The following is an 18,720-nucleotide window of genomic DNA, read 5'->3' as shown; positions in this document are numbered from 1 at the left end:
ATGTACCTTGTTTAAATCACCAAAAAGAGATCGTTCGATCGGGGTGAGTAAATTGAGAAAAAGTTTGGGCGTGTTCATGGTTTTATGCCTGGTTTTCTGCACGTTTCCGCTATACTCCGCCAGCGCTGCAGCAGATGTGAATGCTAAGCCGAAGGTCATTCCGAGTCTGAGGGAATGGAGCGGCGGCTCAGGAAACTTTACAATGACTTCAGGCTCCAGAATCGTCATTGATGCAGCCTCATGTGCATGCAAGCTCCCGGAGACGGCCAAGGTATTGCAAGAGGATTTAAAAGAAATGACCGGTTATGATCTTCCAGTCGTCGCTTCCGGTTCGGCGTCGGCCGCAAAAGGGGACTTCCTGCTGCTGATGAATAAGACCCGGGACGATTCCATCGGTGATGAAGGATACGCTTTTGAGGCGGGGGATTTCGTTTCGATCCGGGCCAATACGGAAACCGGCGTGTTTTACGGCACGAGAACGGCGCTGCAAATCTTAGAACAAGATCCTTCGAAGGCCAGCATTGTGAAGGGGACAGCGAAAGACTATCCCAAGTACAAGGAAAGAGGCTTTATGCTGGACGTCGGGCGCAAATTCTTCCCGATGAGCTTTCTGAAGGACTATGCCAAGTTCATGTCCTACTATAAAATGAACGACTTTCAGCTTCATTTAAACGACAACGAAATTTTTAGCGATACGAGCCGGGCGAACTGGAACAAGTACTCCGCATTCCGGCTGGAAAGCACGAAGTATCCCGAGCTTACGGCAAAGGACGGCTCATACAGCAAGCAGGATTTCCGGGAACTGCAGGATATCGCGGGCATCCGCGGCGTCACGATTACGCCGGAGTTCGATACGCCGAGCCATGCCCTGGCTTTTACCAAGGTAAGGCCGGATCTCGTCAAGGATAATTTGCCTGTGGATCATTTGGATATCACCCGCCCGGAAGCGGTCGATTTCGTCAAGGATGTCTGGAGCGAATATCTGGATGGCAAGTGGTTCGATTCGGGTACCGTTCATTTCGGAGCGGATGAATTTGACCGTAACGACAAGTCGACCTATGAAAAGTACCGGCAGTTCTTAAACGAGATGAATGCTTTTTTCAAAAGCAAAGGAAAACAGGCGAGAATGTGGGGGAGTTTAAAGCAATTTCCGGGGACGACCCCAGTGGATACGGACATTATCACACATGGCTGGTCCAATGGATGGCAAGATCCGGTTGAAACCGTTAATCAGGGCTATAACATTATCAATACGCTCGACTCTTATCTTTACATCGTCCCCAAGGCTTCCTACTACCACGACTATCTGGACTCACAGTGGCTGTATAACAATTGGGATCCGACCGTATTCGGCGGTAGCCTGAATCTGAAGGACGGAGAACCGAAGCTGCTTGGCGGCATGTTTGCGGTTTGGAACGATCTGCTCGGCAAAAAGGTTACCGCGGACGAGGTGCATGATCGCGTGAAACAGGCGATGCCGGTACTAGCCGAAAAAATGTGGAGAGGTTTAAGCACAGATACCGCGTACTCCGATTTCAAACAGCTTGCAGGCACGCTTGGCGAAGGTCCAGGGACACAACTGATGCATACGGTCGACTCCGCCACGGATCTGATCGTTCATTATCCATTGGAAGAGAGCGTCGGCACGAGCACCCAGGATCAATCCGGCAATGGTTATGACGGCAAGCTGAATGAAGTGGATTTGGCAAGCGCAGGAAAAACGGGCAAAGCTGGTTCTTTTCATGGAGGCAGCAGTCATATCTCGACGGGCCTTGGCGACGTAGGTTTTCCGTGGACCGCCTCCGCATGGGTAAAGCTGGAGGAACAGCAGCAGGAGGGCGAAGCGATTTTCATGGAGTCGGACTACGGTGCGCTGAAGCTTAAGCAGAAAACGACAGGCAAAGCGGGATTTACCCGTGAGGGCTATGATTTCAGCTTCAACGCATCCATTCCTACCGGTCGCTGGGTACATGTTGCCTTCAGAGGCGACCTGAAAGGAACCTCGCTGTATGTCGACGGGGAACTTAAGGCGTCTGTCGCGGATGTGACCCGAATGCCGGCAGCATTCGCCGGAAGCCGCAGCCAAGCATTTACGGGAATGCTGGATGACCTGAAGTTGTACAAAAAAGCTCTGACCGGGAAGGAAATCGCGCTGGAAGCGGGGTCTCCGCCTTGGACAGTGAACATCGCCGCGCATAAGCCGGCTTCGGCTTCATCTATAGAAGTCCCGCAGTTCAAACCGGAGCTTGCGTTTGATGAGAACGAAGATAGCGGCTCCCGCTGGTCGTCCGGTTATACGGACAATGAGTGGCTGCAGGTGGATCTCGGACAAATGACGGACATCGGCAAGGTCATTATCAAATGGGAAAATGCATACGCGAAAGGGTATAAAATACAGGTCTCGGACAAAGGAGAGCAGTGGCGGGATGTCTATGCCACCAGCGCCGGTGTCGGCGGGACGGAAGTGATCAAATTCCCGACGGAGCAAGCACGCTATGTGCGGATGCAGGGTACGAAAAGATCGGGCACGTACGGATTTTCGCTGTATGAGCTAGAAGTCTATCCGCCCAACCCGGGAGATGAGGTTCCTGCGCCAGTGCCCATCCGGTACACGCAGGACTTCGAAAATAATTCGATCGGCGGCTGGCAGCATGCCATCGGAACGGGCGTCGGCAGCATGGCTGTCGTAGATGCGCCTGGAGGATCAAGCCAGCATGCTCTCAAACTGACGGCAAACAACGTGAACAATATGTTTGTGGATCAGAATTCCCCGCTGATCAAGGATGGGGAAATCGAATTCAAGGTGACACCTGAAAGCGATGTCATCCGTACCGGCATTGTTTTCCGTTACGTGGATGAGAATACATGGGCTTCCGTCGGATTCGATAAGAATGCCTGGTATTGGGTCAATGCGCAGGATAATTACGGGGCGATGACGACGGATCAGGGGGCTTTATTGAAGAAAGGCGAAACTGCCACGGTAAAAGTGAAATTTGAGGGCACCTACATTACGCTGATCGTCAACGGTAAAACCTATTTTGAAGGCGCTCTTCCGAAGCTGCCTGCAGACGAAGGCAAAATGGGAGCGAGAGTGTTCGGTCCGGCCGTCGCCATCTTCGACGACTTCAAGTACGCGAACAACGTCGCGGAGGTGCCGGTGACCGGAATTAAGGCGGACCCGGCGGAAATCAGCTTGAAAGTCGGTGATAAGGCGGAACTGAAAGCGGCCGTTCAGCCTTCGAATGCGAGCAATAAACAGGTCAGCTGGAGCAGCAGCGATGAGTCCGTAGCCAAGGTCGAGATCGTGAACGGCAAGGCAGAGGTCAGCGCAGTGAAGGAAGGCAGCGCCGATATTACGGCGGTTACCGCCGCCGGAGGCTATAAGGCGGTTGTGAAGGTAACGGTGACCGCAGAAGCCCAGCACGGTGTAAGCACGGTCTTACGACTGCCATCGTCGATCGAAGCCGGTCAAAGCTTCACGGCCGTGTTAGGTCTTCAGGATGTCGGCAGCGCGGTCTATGCCCAGGATCTTACGGTTCAATATGACGCCGAAAAAATGGAGTTTGTTGAGGCAAAGCCGCGGCACGCAGGCGTGGACTTGGTAGAAACCAAGCATACGGACGGAACCGTCCGATTGATTTTGGCTAGCCAGGGAGCTGGGCATGAGGTGAAACAGGCTGGAGACATGGTGGAGCTTACCTTCACGACCAAGCCGCTGTCCGAGCCGACGAAAGGCTTCATTCGGGTGGCTGCGGCTACTCTGGGCGATGCCGAGGGGAGCGAGCTCGAAGCGGGATTGTCGTCAGCGGAGATTGAGATCACTCGCGAATCCACGGGAATCAGCGGAGATATCAACGGCGACGGCAAAGTCAGCATCGGCGATCTGGCGATCGTTGCGGCCAGCTATGGCAAGACATCGGCTGATGCCGATTGGAATCAGGCCAAACGGGCCGATGTGAATCATGACGGTAAGATCGATCTAACGGATCTTGTGCTTGTAGCGCGGAATATCACTTCGTAGCGCTGCGGAGATTTGCACAGAAAATGTTGAGAATTGATATGTATTCTGAAAAGCCCGCCAGGTCAAGGAATCGCGTGAACGAAATGCGCTCATATGACCCTTGTCCTGGGGCTTTCCCCGTTCCAGCGGACCTGTCATTTCTGTGCTTCTAACGGTGTTGCGGCATTCAATGGATCAAGGATGTCCAGAACAATAAGTGGCACATGGATCATCCGGTAGCCAGCATCAACCTTCATGGCGGTCTGGGACTGTTTCAGGAAGACTGGGCCGGTACGGCGCAAAATGCCAGGGAAGGACGCACGAAAAATGGCTATAACCGTAAGCTCGACGGTACCTGGAATTCATGGAGCACCCAGAAAATTTCCTCCAATAACGTCCTTGCGAATTGGGACGGAGGCGTGACGAACGACTATTTCTGGTTCAAAGCAGGCGGAACGACCACTCCAAGCATCAGCAATCCTACCACTCCATCACTCAACCCTCATCGTCTGCATTTGACAGCATTCAGCTAGCAAGCAACCAGGCGGTTTGCCTGAACGGGAAGTTCAATGTCAACTGGCAGATGCAGCCGTCCAGCTCTCCTCTATTCAAATACGATATCTCGGTATGCGATAACGCGGCATTAACCGGCAATCCGATGGCCCACGCTGCCGAGGTGAAGCCCGAGGCGTCATCCGCTTCCGTTGCGGCGGGCCTGTCAGCCGGCATGACTTATTATGTGAAGCTGACCATCACGGATATTTTTGACCGCAGCAGCGCGGTTACAATGCCCGTAACGGTGGGGAGCAGCGTCGTATTTGATCCTGCTGCTTCCTACAAGCTGGTCAATAAAAAAAGCGGTAAAGTCATCGACGTTCCCGGGCATCCGCAAGCAACGGCACGCAGTTGATTCAGTACCAGGACAAAGCGAGCAGCAATCAACTGTGGAATATCGTGGATACGGGTAACGGGTACTTCAAATTGATGAATAAGAGCAGCGGCATGGCGATGGATGTGAATGGTGGATCAAGTACCGACGGTACCGCGATCATCCAATATACCTACGCCGGTTCAAGCAATCAGCTCTGGACCTTGATCGAGAGCCTACCGGGCTATTTCAGTGTTCTCAGCCAAAATAGCGGTAAAGCGGTTGAAGCTCAAAACGGCTCGCTGGCGGACAACGCGCTTCTGGTTCAGCAGCCGCGCACGAATGCAGATCAGCAGCTGTGGAGCATCGTACAGGTTCAATAATGTAAAAAGAATGCGGGGCGAATCATATTGAAATGTTTCCATGTCAAGTTGTCTATTCTATCGGTTTGTTTACTGCTTATGTGTGCATGGATGCTGCTGAGCTCGGAGTCGGCCAGCGCCGCAGCCGTGGGATCGGTCTCGGACTTCAAGCAAACGGATGATAAGACATTTACGATTACCGCGGGTCAAGATAAGGTCAAAGTCATATTCGAGAGGGATGACATGGTCCGGATTTGGCTGGGTGTGAACGGACAGTTTACGGAGCTTAAAGGCAAAAGCTCCGGACAGCCTGCCGAACCGATCGTAATCAAGGAGGATTTCGGACCGGTCAAGATTGGTTGGTCGGACGAAGGATCTTATTACAAAATGGAAACCGGAAAGTTCGTTCTCCGGGCCTACAAAGCGCCGCTGAAATTTGCGATGTACCGCAAGGACAATCAAACCGTGGTCTGGGAGGAAGCCGCAAGTCTCAGCTATAGCGGCCAATCAGCATCCCAGCAGCTGGTCCGGGGCGAAGACGAATATTTTTACGGCGGCGGCATGCAAAACGGCTACTTCAACCACCGCGACCGCAAAATATCCATTTCGGAGAACTACGGCGATTGGGGAAGCGGCACGGTATCCAACCCGTCACCGTTTTACTTGAGTACCGCGGGTTATGGCGTGCTGCGCAATACATTCCAAAACGGTGTGTATGATTTCGATTCTACGGTGAAGCTCACACATGACGAGAATCGCTTTGATGCGTATTACTTTTACGGAGAGAGTATCAAGGACATTCTGAACGGTTTGACGGATTTAACGGGCAAACCGGCTCTAATCCCGCGCTGGGGTATGGGCCTTGGCGATGCGGATTGCTATAACCGTGCTCCGGAGAAAACGACGGATGTCATTGAGAAAGTCGCCAAGGCTTACCGCGACCACGATATGCCAGGCGGCTGGATTTTGCCCAATGACGGTTACGGGTGCGGATATTCCGATCTTGGTCCGACCGTGGATGAACTGAAAAAGCTGGGATTCTACACCGGCCTCTGGACACAAAACGGCGTGGACCAAATCGCGCATGAAGTCGGCGTAGACGGCACCAGGCTAGCGAAGCTGGATGTGGCATGGGTTGGACCGGGATACGATTTTGCATTGAATGCCACGAAGCAAGCTTACCAGGGCATCGAGAATAACTCTAATGATCGTGGTTATGTATGGTCGGTCGGAGGATGGGCGGGAACGCAAAGGTACTCGGCCGTCTGGAGCGGCGACCAGTCAGGCAACTGGGATTACATCCGTTTCCACATTCCCACGTTGATAGGAGCGGGACTCTCCGGTATCCCGTATGCCACGGGAGATGTGGACGGCATTTTTGGCGGGAGCGCCAAGACGTATGTCCGGGATTTGCAGTGGAAAGCGTTTACCCCGATTCTGATGAACATGTCCGGTTGGGCCGCGAAGGATAAGCAGCCGTGGGTCTGGGGAGAACCTTACACGAGTTATAACCGCGACATCCTAAAATTGAGACAGCGGTTGACGCCCTATTTCTATACCTATCTGAATGAAGCTTATGAATCGGGAGCGCCTCTGGTGAGGGGCATGATTTACAGCGATCCGGACGATCCGAACGCCAAGGGTACGCTGACCCAATATCAGTTCATGTCCGGCGACTCCCTGCTTGTGGCTCCTGTCTACTCGGATACAACGACCCGAAACGGCATCTATTTGCCGAAGGGCAAATGGATCGACTATTGGACCGGGGACGCGCATTACGGCTCCAAAATGCTTGATGAGTACGCAGCACCGTTGAACCGTCTGCCGCTGCTCGTCAAAGCGGGAGCCATCATACCAATGTATCCCGAATCGCTGTATGACGGGCAGGTTCCGGCCGAACCGGTCACTTACGATATATATCCGTACCAAACATCCAGCTTTACGTTGTACGAAGACGATGGCGTATCGAAAGAGCATCGTACGGGCAAGTTTGCCAAAACGCGCATCGATTCGATCGCACCCGAACGCGGAACGGGCGACTTGACCGTTAAAGTGGGGGCGAGCATCGGGGAATATCAGGGCAAACCGGATTCCCGTATCAGCCAATTCATGATCCATATGCCGAATCAACCTGTCTCGGTCTCATTGGATGGATCGGCATATACCCGTCAGGTTTCGAAAGCAGCATACGATGCAGCCGGAAGCGGTTGGTTTTATGATGCATCGGAAAAAGGCGGGGTGCTGTATGTCAAAACGCCTAAGCTTCCGACTGATCGGGCTTTTGAGCTTACGGTTTCCGGTTTTAAAGCCGATACGACGCCGCTCACGGATGCGGTAAAGATCGAGCTTCCGCAGGAGGATACCGATCCAAGCCGTATTCCGCAGGATGATATCGTAGCCACGGCTACAAGCGCGGACGTCTCAGCGCCTGCTGCGAATGTGCTGGACGGCAATTTCGAATCCATTTGGACGACGCCTGTGGACGGCAGCGCCAAGCTGCCGCAATCGGTCACGCTGGATCTTGGAACGAAGCAGTTCGTGAACAAAATCAAAGTCCTGCCAAGGCAATATGGAGGCAAAAATGGCATCATTACACGTTATGCCATTTCAACCAGCACCGACGGCGTCAACTATACAGAAGTGGTCAGCGGCGAATGGAACGATGATAAGCAGGAGAAAACCGCGGCTTTTGATACGGTCGAAGCTGCCTTAGTCCGGCTGGAGGTCAGAGACGGTGTCGGAGGCTTCGCTTCGGCGGCAGAAATCAATGTCTATCGGGATGTAACGAAGCCCGCTCCGACAGCCATTCCGAAGACAGAAATGAAAGCATCGGCTCTCAGCTACCAGCCCGGCAGTGAAGCTTCCAAGGCGATCGACGGAGACCGAAACACGGTCTGGCATACGAAATGGGACGGCTCCGACAAGCTCCCGCAGTCCATCGTCCTAGATCTAGGGGAGGTCCGCGAGATCAGCCAGTTCCGCTATGCCCCCCGCACAGATGCGGGGAACGGGACGATCACGGCTTATAATCTGTATGCAAGCACGGACGGCCAATCCTATACGAAAATAGCAAGCGGTAACTGGGTACGAAACAATCTGAAGAAATACATCGCTTTTTATCCGGTCATGGCCAGGTATGTGAAGCTCGAAGCGACTGCTGCAGTCGGCGGTTTTGCTTCTGCTTCGGAGCTCGACGTGTATGAAGCGCCAAAGCAGGCACCGGAACTTTCCGTCATTTCGGAGGGGAAACGAGCGACTGCGGACAGCGAGGATCCGAACCATACCGCAGGGCACGCAAATGACGGCGATCCGGATACCTATTGGTCGGCGGCAGACGCCAAGGCTAATCATGCCTGGATGGTGGATCTTGGGGCCATGTATTCGATCCAAGCGACGGAAGTTTCGTTCGAGCGCAGCGAGCTGGCGTATGGATACAAAATCGAGGTCCGCGAGAACGATCAATCCAGTTGGATCACGGTTGCGGACCGAAGCAGCAACTCGACTGCCGGAACCGTGCTGAAAGACACCTTCGGCAGTCGAGGGAAATACGTACGCATTACGGTCACGGGTCTTCCGGGCGAAAATAAGGCGGCCATCCGCGAATTCAAGGTGTACGGCTTGCCTTCCGCGGGAACTGCCAAAGTCACGGGGGTTGCATTGGACCGTGCCACGTTGTCGCTGAAGGCACTCGATCAACCAGTCATGCTGACCGCCACCGTAGAGCCGGAGGATGCGGCGAACAAAGCCGTCACCTGGTCCAGCAGCGATCCGGGCATCGCGGCGGTGGATGCAAGCGGTAAGGTCACGCCGAAGGGGGAAGGAAAAGCCGTCATTACCGTATCTACAAAGGATGGCGGGTTTACTGCCACGAGCGAGGTGACGGTAAGCGGCCAACCGGATCTGGAGCAAATTCCGCAGAGCCAAATGAGCGCCAGCGCGACCAGCGGCGAAGCAGGTGTCAATGACCCGGCGTTTGCTTTGGACGGCAACCCGGATACGCATTGGCATACCAAATGGTATAACGTGGATCCGCTGCCACAGTCTCTAATCGTAAATCTTGGCGGAACGTACAAAGTCGGCAAAATCGGCTACCTGCCGCGTCCCGATGCCGGGAATGGAACAATTACGGCTTATAACGTGTATGTGAGCAGCGATGGAGCTAAGTTTACCAAGGTGTCGGAAGGCACATGGCTTCGCAATAAACAGCAGAAGGAAGTGAATTTTGCTCCTGTAGAAGCGGCTTACGTAAAGCTTGAGGCCGTACAGGGCGTAGGGGATTTCGCTTCGGCTGCAGAGCTTTTCGTATTCAAGACTAAAGAGACTTCCAGCGGGCCATCCGCGCAGCTTACACCGGATAGCCCGGTGGCTTCCGGGCAGCCGTTCAAGGTGGACTTAGGTGTGAATGGCATGTCGGAACCTATTTTCGCGATGGATGCTTCCCTTCAATATGATATGGAGCATATGAGCTTCGTCTCGGCCGAGTCCTTGATTCCGGGCGTGAACATCGTGGAAACCAAGTCCGGGGAGCCGGGAAAACTCCGGGTAATCATCGCGAGCGAAGGGGCCGATCACGGGTTGTCCGGAAACCAAGCGATCATTGCCGTCACGTTCCTGGCGAAGGAGACATCCGAGACAGTGACCATCAATATGACGGTATCGGATATTGTGCTCGGCGATGCGAACGGGCATGAAACGCAGGCTGCATCCGCATCTGCCCAAGTTCAGATCACTGCCGGTCACCCGGGCGGCATTTCAGGCGACGTCAACGGCGACGGCAAAGTCAGCATCGGCGATTTGGCCATCCTGGCTGCCCAATACGGGAAAGACGCTTCAAGTCCAAACTGGAATGCGATCAAGCATCTGGATCTGGACGGCAGCGGATCGATCGATATCGCGGATTTGGCCATCGTGGCCAAGAAGATCACTCAGGTTAATTGATTGGAACCAGGCGGTAAGGGGCAACTCAGCCTTGCCGTCTGGACTTCCACTGATGAATAGGAGGATTAATAGCGCAACTAAGGCTATAAAGTGGAGGATACTTCGACAGTGATATTTTTTGCATTCGTCGCGGCATGTGGTTTACCGATAAACTCCGGCGGTAAGAAGCAACCATTCGTTTCTGTGATGTCGCGATATGTCTGGATTGTCAACCAAGCGGATGCGGACCTGGGCGATAGATTGAACTTAAGGAGTTGGTGGAAAAAATGCGAAAGAGTTCATCATTATGAAAGGGAGGAGGCCATGCGGTGAATAAAGGGAAAATCAGAATGGTGAGTATGGCACTGATCATGTCGTTATTTATGGGCTATTTCGAGGCAGGCTCGCGAGCGTATGCCGATGTATTCGAAGAAGATGAACTATCCCTTGTGGATCATCGACAAGCGAAATCAGCCATTATCTGGTGGGACAGTGATTCTGACGCCAAGGTAACAGCTTACGCGGCCGGAGAGCTTAGGTCGTATATCGAACGAATCAGCGGAACGGCGGTTCCCGTTGTTCAAGGAAAGTTGTCCGGCGAGGAAGAAAACACGCACGATCATCTATCCAGCGCATTGATCATCATCACCGGTGATCAGGCGAAACCTTATATCAATGGCAAGCAAACGGCAGACATACCGGCTGGATGGCTGAGAAGCGCGAATGAAAAGCTGAACGGCAAGAAGGAGGATTCATTCGCCTTAGAAACGGCAAACAACGGTCTTATTCTGGCAGGGGTAAATGAACGTGGTACGCTGTATGCCGCCTACGATTTGCTGGGGAGGATGGGCGTGACGTTTTTTGCGCCGACGTTCGAAACTTACGGCGGCCATGCTGAATATGTGCCTGCTCATAGTTCCATCACGTTACCGGCAATCAGCGAGGTGCAGGAACCTGGCTTTACGGTTAGGCGCAAATACGTAGAGGAGGGGTGGAGCCATTCGGCGGAGAATCTGCCCGCACTGATCGACTGGATGGCCAAAAACAAGTTGAACACGTTGGTCGTACCCTACGATTATGTCGCTCAGGGTAATACCCGCTGGGATGACTGGAGGGAAAAGCTCATCCCCGAGCTGAACAAAAGAGGGATGATGGCAGAGGTAGGTGGGCACGGCTTTGAGAGCTTCCTCCGCAAAGACAAATATGGCGCGGCCCATCCGGATTGGTTCGTCAGTGGCTATAACGTGTTCAATATTACCAGTGACAAGGCTGTTGATGCTTACGTGGACGAAGTCGTGGCTTACCTGAAGGCAAGACCGGAAATCCGTATTTTTGATGCCTGGCCTCCTGATGTTGCCACTTGGCCCCCGAGCGTCATCACCAAATTCGGCAGCAGCGCCAATGCTTACGCCTACGTCGTCAACAAGCTGCACGATGCCGTGGAGAAAGAGCTGCCGGGCGTTCGCCTTGAGGCTATCGCGTACGCTACCCATGATCAGCCGCCTAGCAATGCCTACATGTACGACGAATCCATCCTCATTGATTTTGCTCCATATTTCAGAAGCTACCGGGATACGATTTTCGACCCGAACTCTGCCGTGAATAAACCTTCCATTAATTTAATTAACAAGTGGAAACAAGTCTTCAAAGGGGATCTGGCCATGTACGAATATTACCGGCGATATGCCTTTCATTCCCTGCCGGTTGTTTTTCCGCAGTTGATCGGTCAGGAGCTTCCCTATTATAAAACCTTGGGCGTGAACGGCATCGGCACCTATTCCGAGCCTGGTGACTGGATCACGTTTGAACCGACGCATTACATTTTGGCTCAAATGTCTTGGAACCCGGAGGCGGATGCGCAAGCTCTGGTAGCGGAGTATATCGAGTCCAGGTATGGCGCTGCCGCAGGGGAAATGAGCGAATATCTCCGACTTGCAGAAGAGGCGGGACGCACGTTATTCAATCAGCCTGCGGGTGATTTCAGCAACATGAATGCCGTGACGAAGGCCAGGGACAATTACATGCAGGCCAAGTCGCAGCTGGCAAGTGCTCAGGCCAAGTCACCCCATGGCAGTGCCGCCTCGTTCATGATCGAGCGTCTGTACTGGAACATTCAATATGCGATCGCGGACATAGAGGTGGATTATGACAGGCTCAAAGGTGACAATGCTGCCTCAAAGGAAGCGAAGCTTCGGGCTTTGGGCGAGTTTTATGCCCACCGCTTTGACGGTATCATGCTGCAAAATTCGTATTTGCTGCGCAGATATGTCAGCGGTTTTGGTGAAGCTGGTTGGATTTACGGAGTGAACCGCGGCATGCAGAAGCCGGCTCCGATGACGACGATGGGAACGCAGGAAAATAACAATGCCGCTCGTATGGTGGATAACGACGAGACGACGATGTATTGGTCCAACGCAAGTCCATCGGACGGCGACTACGTTGGAATTGATTTGGGCTCCGTACAATCGCTTCGGGAAATTATCCTGAAGATGTCGACGGCCGCCAAGCCTAACGATTACATTCACCATGGCGTCATCGAAGTCTCAAGAGATTTCAGTACCTGGGAGGCGGTTGCCGAGGTAAGTGATCAGCCGGAAGCGCAGATTACGGTAGGAGGTGGGACTGAAGCCAGATTCATTCGGATTCGTGCAACAGCTTCACAATCGCAGTGGGTGCAGGTTCGTGAGTTCAGCGTGCAGGCGGAACCGACGGGAGAACCCGGTGAAGGAGATGAGCTGCAGACGTTGCTAACAGCCGATCGTCAGGAAGTGAAAGCAGGCGATACGCTCCAGATTGGAGCGGAACTGAAGAACATCGACGATCCGCTATATGCGTTCGACCTGACCATTTCATACGATCCGGACCGGGTGCAGTTTGTTTCAGCCGCATCTGTCAAGGAAGGATTGGCATTGGTGGAGAGCAAGGATTCTGGCGGAAAGGTACGTCTCATCGGAGCCAGCGAGGGTCCGGGCAAAGCCTTGTCCGCGGATACCGGATTGGTGAGGCTGCAATTCGTCACGAAGGAGGTGCAGGCACAGACCGAAGCGGTTTTCCGGATCACCAGCGCCATACTGGCCGGTGAGGAAGGAGATGAAATTCAGGCGGAAGCAGGTACCGTATCCGTCAAGGCCGTTCCGGGCTCATCCGGTCAACCGGCAGACTTGAACGGCGACGGCAAAGTGAGCATCGGCGATCTCGGCATCGTGGCGTCTCAATACGGCAAAGATTCTTCAAGCCCGGATTGGGAACAAGCGAAGCGGGCGGATATCAATGGCGACGGCAAAGTCGACATTGCGGATCTGGCGGCTGTTGCAAGCCAAATGACGGTAGCTGAAGGCAACAAAAGCTTAACCCAAATTTAATGACGAGGTGATTGGGAATGGTGACAGTTCGTTTGGAGAAAAAGTGGATGGTTATGTTAGCGGCTTTGATGATGGCAGCATGGCTCTTGTTCAGCGCTTCTCAGGCTCATGCGGCGGCAGGGGACAAAACAGGTGCGCCGTCTGCTGTAGAGCAACCGGCAGCAGGCGATATGCCGGGACCGCAGCCGCCTGGGGAAAACGGAACTCCGCAGGAAACAAGTGCCCCGGCGCAATCCGGTGATGCAGCGAAACCAGGCAAAACCGCCGCAGAGGCTGCCGCCGGTGAACAGTCCGTCACCCTGAAGGCAAGCGCTGAGCAGGTCGCTCCGGGTCAGGCGTTTACGGTCAACTATGGTTTCGCGAACGTATCTCAAAACGTGTATGCCCAGGAGATTACGATCGAATACGATCCGGCCGTAATGGAGTACGTCGCTGATTCCGCAAAAGCTCTACAAGAGGGAGTGACCATTGTCAACGATTTAAGTACGCAGGCTCCAGGCAAGCTGCATATCATCCTGGCGAGCCTTGGCGCAGAGCATCCGGTTACAGGCACGGGAGATATTTTGGAGCTGGGATTCAAGGCCGCAGCGGTAGATAAGGAAACCGACGGCGTGGTTCGGGTGGCGCGGGCGGTTCTCAGTAATGACAAGGGCGAAGAATTCAGCATGGAAGATGCGTCGGTTACCGTGAAAATCAAATCCGGCTCTGCTCTATCCGGTGACGTGAACGGGGATGGAAAAGTGAGCGTCGGTGACCTGGCCATGATCGCTGCCAAGTACGGCATGGATTCGAGCAGCCCGAACTGGAATGACGTGAAGCATCTGGATCTGGACGGAAGCGGCACCATCGATATCGCCGACTTGTCGATCGTCGCGAAGAAAATGATCGAGCAGCCGTAAGGATTCTTAATGAACGGGGGGCTACGGTATTCAACGACGATACCGATAGCAGCGCAGGCAAAGGCGTAGGAGCCGATGCGGAATATACCGAAACGGATGCGGGCAAAACGATCGCCTTCGAATCGGTGAATGCGAGGTATGCCCGTTTCTATTTGAATCGTCAAGCTTACGGGTATCACTTTTGGGAATGCGCAGTGAGAGGAGTCAACGGCTTCTTTATCGCAAAGGGCAGTAACCGTCGCTCCGGGAACACCAGGCCCATCTGCGGACGTGAACCAGGACGGCAAAATCAGTATCGGCGACTTGGCAATTGCGGCAGTCCACTATGGCAAAGGTTCTTCGAGTCCGGATTGGGCGCAAGCGAAGAAGGCGGATATCAACGGAGACGGTAAGGTTGATATCGCCGATCTCGCTGCGATTGCCAGCAAAATATTGGATTGACACTTTGCATAGCATTGCGATTTTGGGAGGGTAACGGACATGAACAAAAAAACATTGCCCCTTCTGCTCGCGCTAGTGATGACGCTTGTCAGTTTTCCCGTGCACTCCCCGGTTTCTCAAGCAGCGGCTGCCAGCCGGGCGCTGCTTGATATCGGGTTTGGAGGATCCTTTTCCACGGATAAGGGATACACCGCATCGACGGGAGAAACGATGTTTGGCAGCGTCAGCAGGCGTACGGGGAATGAGCAGCTTGTCTTCGGCGAAGGCGTGGTATTGAACGGCGGAAGCAGCGGCGTAGAATTCGCGGCGACGGAACCGCTCGGAACGAGCACGATCGATAAACCGTTGATCATGGAAGCAACATTCAAGCCGCAGGCGGGCCAGAGCGCACTTTCGACCTTGATTGCCATCGGCGGAAACATGTATGTAAGGTATCAATCCGCCTCCAAACTGGAGTATGGCTTCAATGTACAGCAGAACGGCAAATGGACGGAATTCAAAGGAAGCGCGGACGCGCCTGCAGAGAGCAAGGAACATGCCTTTGCCATGGTATATGAGCCAAATGAATCCGGCGCTTCTCTTCGGGCTTTTATGGATGGAACAGAGCTGCCGGCACTGCATTCGGAGATCGGACGCGCGCCTGCTGGAAGCGGAGGTACCAAGTTCGGCTTCGGAAACGAGGTACATCCGGCAGGATTGAACCGGGGATTCAAGGGTTCCGTAGGCCAGGCGGTCTTATCTACCTTTGACGGCTCATTTCAAGCATCACTTCTGAAAACGATGGAGATTACGGGAGTGCAGCGTAGTTTATCGGTAAAGGGCCTAGGATCTTTGAAAGATAATCTGTACACCGCTTCCTCCGAGGAAACGCTCCTGGGAGCACTGAAGATCGAGGGCGGTCAATTGCCTGGTTTGGGGCGTTTTCAAATGAACGGGGGCAGCTCGCGGCTCGAATTTACACCTGCCGTTTCCATCGTGAATCAAGGCGAACTAAACGGAAGCTATGTGGCGGAGATTTCCGCCGATCCATCTGCCATTCAGCCGGGTTCGACGCTGATCGATTTGGCAGGTGCTGTCTCGCTGCGGCGGGGAAAAGGGGAGGCGCTTGAGCTTCTTGTGAGCGGACCCGCGAAGAAGGCGGCGAAAGAGACGGAGCAGCTTAGCGTTTCGCTTGGCAGCGAATCTGCCCATCTGGCTCTTGTATACGAGGATCGGGCGGACGGAACGGCTGCGGTGAGCGTGTGGAAGGACGGCGAGCAGCATGGAGCCGCAACAATTCTGTCATCAAAGCCGGCGGCAAGCCGGAACACCGTCGTTTATGCGGGAGCAGCCGATTCCGCCTTGGGATCGGGGATGAAGGGGCAACTGTACGGAGTTGCGTTAGGCAAGATCGAAGGAGCATTCCGTAATAGTCTCTTGGCCTTGTCAGGCGGTCCATGCACACTGCCGACGAATGTTGGACCAGATCACCAAATCGCGATTACGCCAAACGAATGCTCCGCTGCGCTGGCCGCCAAAGCTTCTCTGGTCCGTCCGGAGCCGCGCCAGGTGACCTGGCAGCAATACGAGCAGACCGCTTTCCTGCATTACGGAATCAATACGTACTACGACACGGAATGGGGGAATTTCAACGAAGATCCGAACCGGTTCCAGCCGACCGAACTCGATACGGATCAATGGGCCCGTTCATTGAAGGATGGCGGCTTCAAGATGGCGATCCTGACGGTCAAACACCATGACGGGTTTGCGCTGTATCCGACGAGATACACGGATTTCAGCGTGGCGAGCAGCACGTGGCAAGCCGGAAAAGGAGATGTTCTGCGGAAATTCGTAAACTCGATGCGCAAGTATGGAATCAAGGTCGGGGTCTACTTGTCACCAGCGGATCATGGTGCCTATACCGACGGCATTTTCGCGAATGGCAGTCAGCGCTCGGAACGGACGATTCCTACATTAGTACAAGGGGATGACCGAGCCGGTAAGGATTTGCAGACCTTCAAGCTGCCGGCGACCGACTACGGAGCGATGATGCTGAACCAGTTATACGAAGTATTGACGGAATACGGGGAGATCGACGAGGTCTGGTTTGACGGCTCCCAAGGCAACATTCCGGCAGGCAAAGAGGAGAAATACGACTGGGACAGTTATTACTCGCTGATCCGTTCTCTTGCGCCGAATGCCGTCATTGCCGTGACGGGAGACGACGTCCGCTGGGTAGGCAATGAATCGGGGCGGGCTCGTGAAAATGAATGGAGCGTACTTGGCGCCGCGATGAATCCGAACGGCACGCAAGGCTATTATCCCGCCTATACTTCTTCCGATCTGGGGAGCAGAAAGGCACTCGGCGATGCGGCAGCCCACGGCATGCAGTATTTGACGTGGTGGCCGGCTGAAGTTGACGTCAGCATCCGTCCGGGGTGGTTCTATCACGATAATCAGCAGCCGAAAACCGTTGCGCAGCTTCGGGACATCTACTACCAGTCGGTTGCCCGCAATTCGGTGCTCCTGCTCAACGTTCCGCCCGATAAGCGAGGGAAGCTGCCGGATGCGGACGTTGTCAGGCTAAAAGAATGGAATCAGCGGATGAAGCAGGATTTTGCCCGCAACTATGCTTTGCAGGCGACCATTACCGCAGAGAACGGAGCAGCAGGTTCAGCCCCCGGGGCGGTGGGCGACGGTTCCTATGATACGTCATGGCAGTCCGCAACCGGCGACGTCAGCACGCTGATCTTTGATATGGATCATGCGGTGGAGATAGATAAGGTACTCCTGCAAGAGGATATTCGCCAAGGACAGCAGATCGAATCGTTCGCGGTCGACGTGCGCACCACCGGAGGGGAATGGAAACAGATCGCGGCCGGCGGATCCGTCGGATACAAACGTATCCTGCTGCTTCCAAGTCCGGTGACGGGAGAGCAGTTTCGGGTACGAATCCTGCAGGCGCGAGGACCTGTTCATCTTGCCGAGGTCGGTTTCTATCCGACGGTAACGGAGCTGGTGGATACGGAGGCGCTGGAAACGCTCATTCAGGAATCTCAGAACGTTCATGATCAAGCGGTAGAAGGGACGAAAGCCGGAGAATACCCGGCAGGATCCAAGCTTTTGCTCAATGACGCGATTCGGAAGGCCAGAATGATTGCTCAAAGCCCGCTTTCCACCCAAGAACAGGTAAATGCGGCCACCGATACGCTCAAGCAGGCCTTGGAAACATTTAAAGCATCCGTTATCAAAGCCGAAGGCGCCGCCGCAACACTAACTCTCGTGGGGTCCCATGAAGTCGGGTCAGGCAAGTCCTTCTCGATTCAATACGGGCTAAGCGGCTTGAAAGATGAGATTTATGCCCAAGATCTTATGTTGACATACGATGCAGATGTCATGGAATTTGACTCTGTCTCATCGATTCTGGACGGGGTACAGGTCGTGGAAACGAAGGACGACACGCCGGGCAAACTTCGCCTCGTTCTTGCGAGCGAAGGCATCGAACACGCCGTCTCTCTGGATACGAAGGTGCTGGAGCTGCACTTTAAAGCCAAGGAGGTGACGCAGCAGAAATCAGGAAAAGTCGAATTAACGAGCGCTGTGCTTGGCCAGGCGAACGGGGATGAAACGAAGGCCGCTGCCGCTTCTGTTTCCGTCAACGTAATGCCGGGAGCGACCGGCGGGAACCCGGCCGATGTAAACGGCGACGGCAAAATCAGCATCGGGGATCTCGCGATCGTCGCTGCGCATTATGGCAAAGACAAAACGAGTCCCGACTGGGAAGCCAGCAAACAGGCGGACGTGAACGGCGACGGCAAAATCGACATTGCGGATCTGGCCGAAATCGCCAAAAAAATACTGGAATGAGTCACTGCGTCCGGGAGGAGGGGCT

The 18,720-nt window shown here is 54.1% G+C and carries 9 protein-coding genes; all 9 read left to right on the top strand.

Translation table 11 applies throughout. The features are described 5' to 3' along the window. Positions 1 to 52 precede the first annotated feature (52 nt). The 9 genes from GRF59_RS14275 (at position 53) to GRF59_RS14235 (ending at position 18,695) form a co-directional block, all read left to right on the top strand. Positions 53 to 4,021 carry a family 20 glycosylhydrolase gene (locus GRF59_RS14275; protein WP_160498396.1) on the top strand — a complete coding sequence of 1,323 codons (3,969 nt, stop codon included), beginning with the start codon at positions 53 to 55 and terminating at the stop codon, positions 4,019 to 4,021. Between the two features lie 164 nt (positions 4,022 to 4,185). Further along, entirely contained in the window at positions 4,186 to 4,533 is a 348-nt protein-coding gene (locus GRF59_RS14270; protein ID WP_341480101.1) for a DUF3472 domain-containing protein, read from the top strand. Between the two features lie 50 nt (positions 4,534 to 4,583). Continuing rightward, complete coding sequence (locus GRF59_RS14265) at positions 4,584 to 4,910, top strand: hypothetical protein (RefSeq protein WP_160498394.1); 327 nt, start codon at positions 4,584 to 4,586, stop codon at positions 4,908 to 4,910. Continuing rightward, a complete protein-coding gene (locus GRF59_RS14260) occupies positions 4,907 to 5,251 on the top strand; it encodes an RICIN domain-containing protein (RefSeq protein WP_160498393.1) in 345 nt (114 codons plus the stop codon). The genes GRF59_RS14265 and GRF59_RS14260 overlap by 4 nt, the downstream gene beginning before the upstream one ends. Positions 5,252 to 5,299: 48 nt before the next feature. Then, positions 5,300 to 10,168, top strand: a complete 4,869-nt coding sequence (locus tag GRF59_RS14255) for a discoidin domain-containing protein (protein ID WP_160498392.1) — start codon at positions 5,300 to 5,302, stop codon at positions 10,166 to 10,168. A gap of 308 nt (positions 10,169 to 10,476) precedes the next feature. Then, a complete protein-coding gene (locus GRF59_RS14250; protein ID WP_160498391.1) occupies positions 10,477 to 13,509 on the top strand; it encodes a DUF4838 domain-containing protein in 3,033 nt (1,010 codons plus the stop codon). Positions 13,510 to 13,556: 47 nt separating this feature from the next. Beyond that, on the top strand, positions 13,557 to 14,408 hold the full coding sequence (locus GRF59_RS14245; protein ID WP_160498390.1) for a cohesin domain-containing protein: 852 nt from the start codon (positions 13,557 to 13,559) through the stop codon (positions 14,406 to 14,408). A gap of 270 nt (positions 14,409 to 14,678) precedes the next feature. Beyond that, entirely contained in the window at positions 14,679 to 14,849 is a 171-nt protein-coding gene (locus GRF59_RS14240; RefSeq protein ID WP_160498389.1) for a dockerin type I domain-containing protein, read from the top strand. Positions 14,850 to 14,888: 39 nt separating this feature from the next. Then, on the top strand, positions 14,889 to 18,695 hold the full coding sequence (locus GRF59_RS14235) for an alpha-L-fucosidase (RefSeq protein WP_160498388.1): 3,807 nt from the start codon (positions 14,889 to 14,891) through the stop codon (positions 18,693 to 18,695). Positions 18,696 to 18,720: the final 25 nt, after the last annotated feature.

It is taken from the genome of Paenibacillus dendrobii, from assembly GCF_009807035.1.
Classification (GTDB): Bacteria; Bacillota; Bacilli; order Paenibacillales; family Paenibacillaceae; genus Paenibacillus_AQ; species Paenibacillus_AQ dendrobii.
The sequence above is the reverse complement of the archived record's forward strand: the minus strand, read 5'-3'. Positions and strand labels throughout refer to the sequence as shown.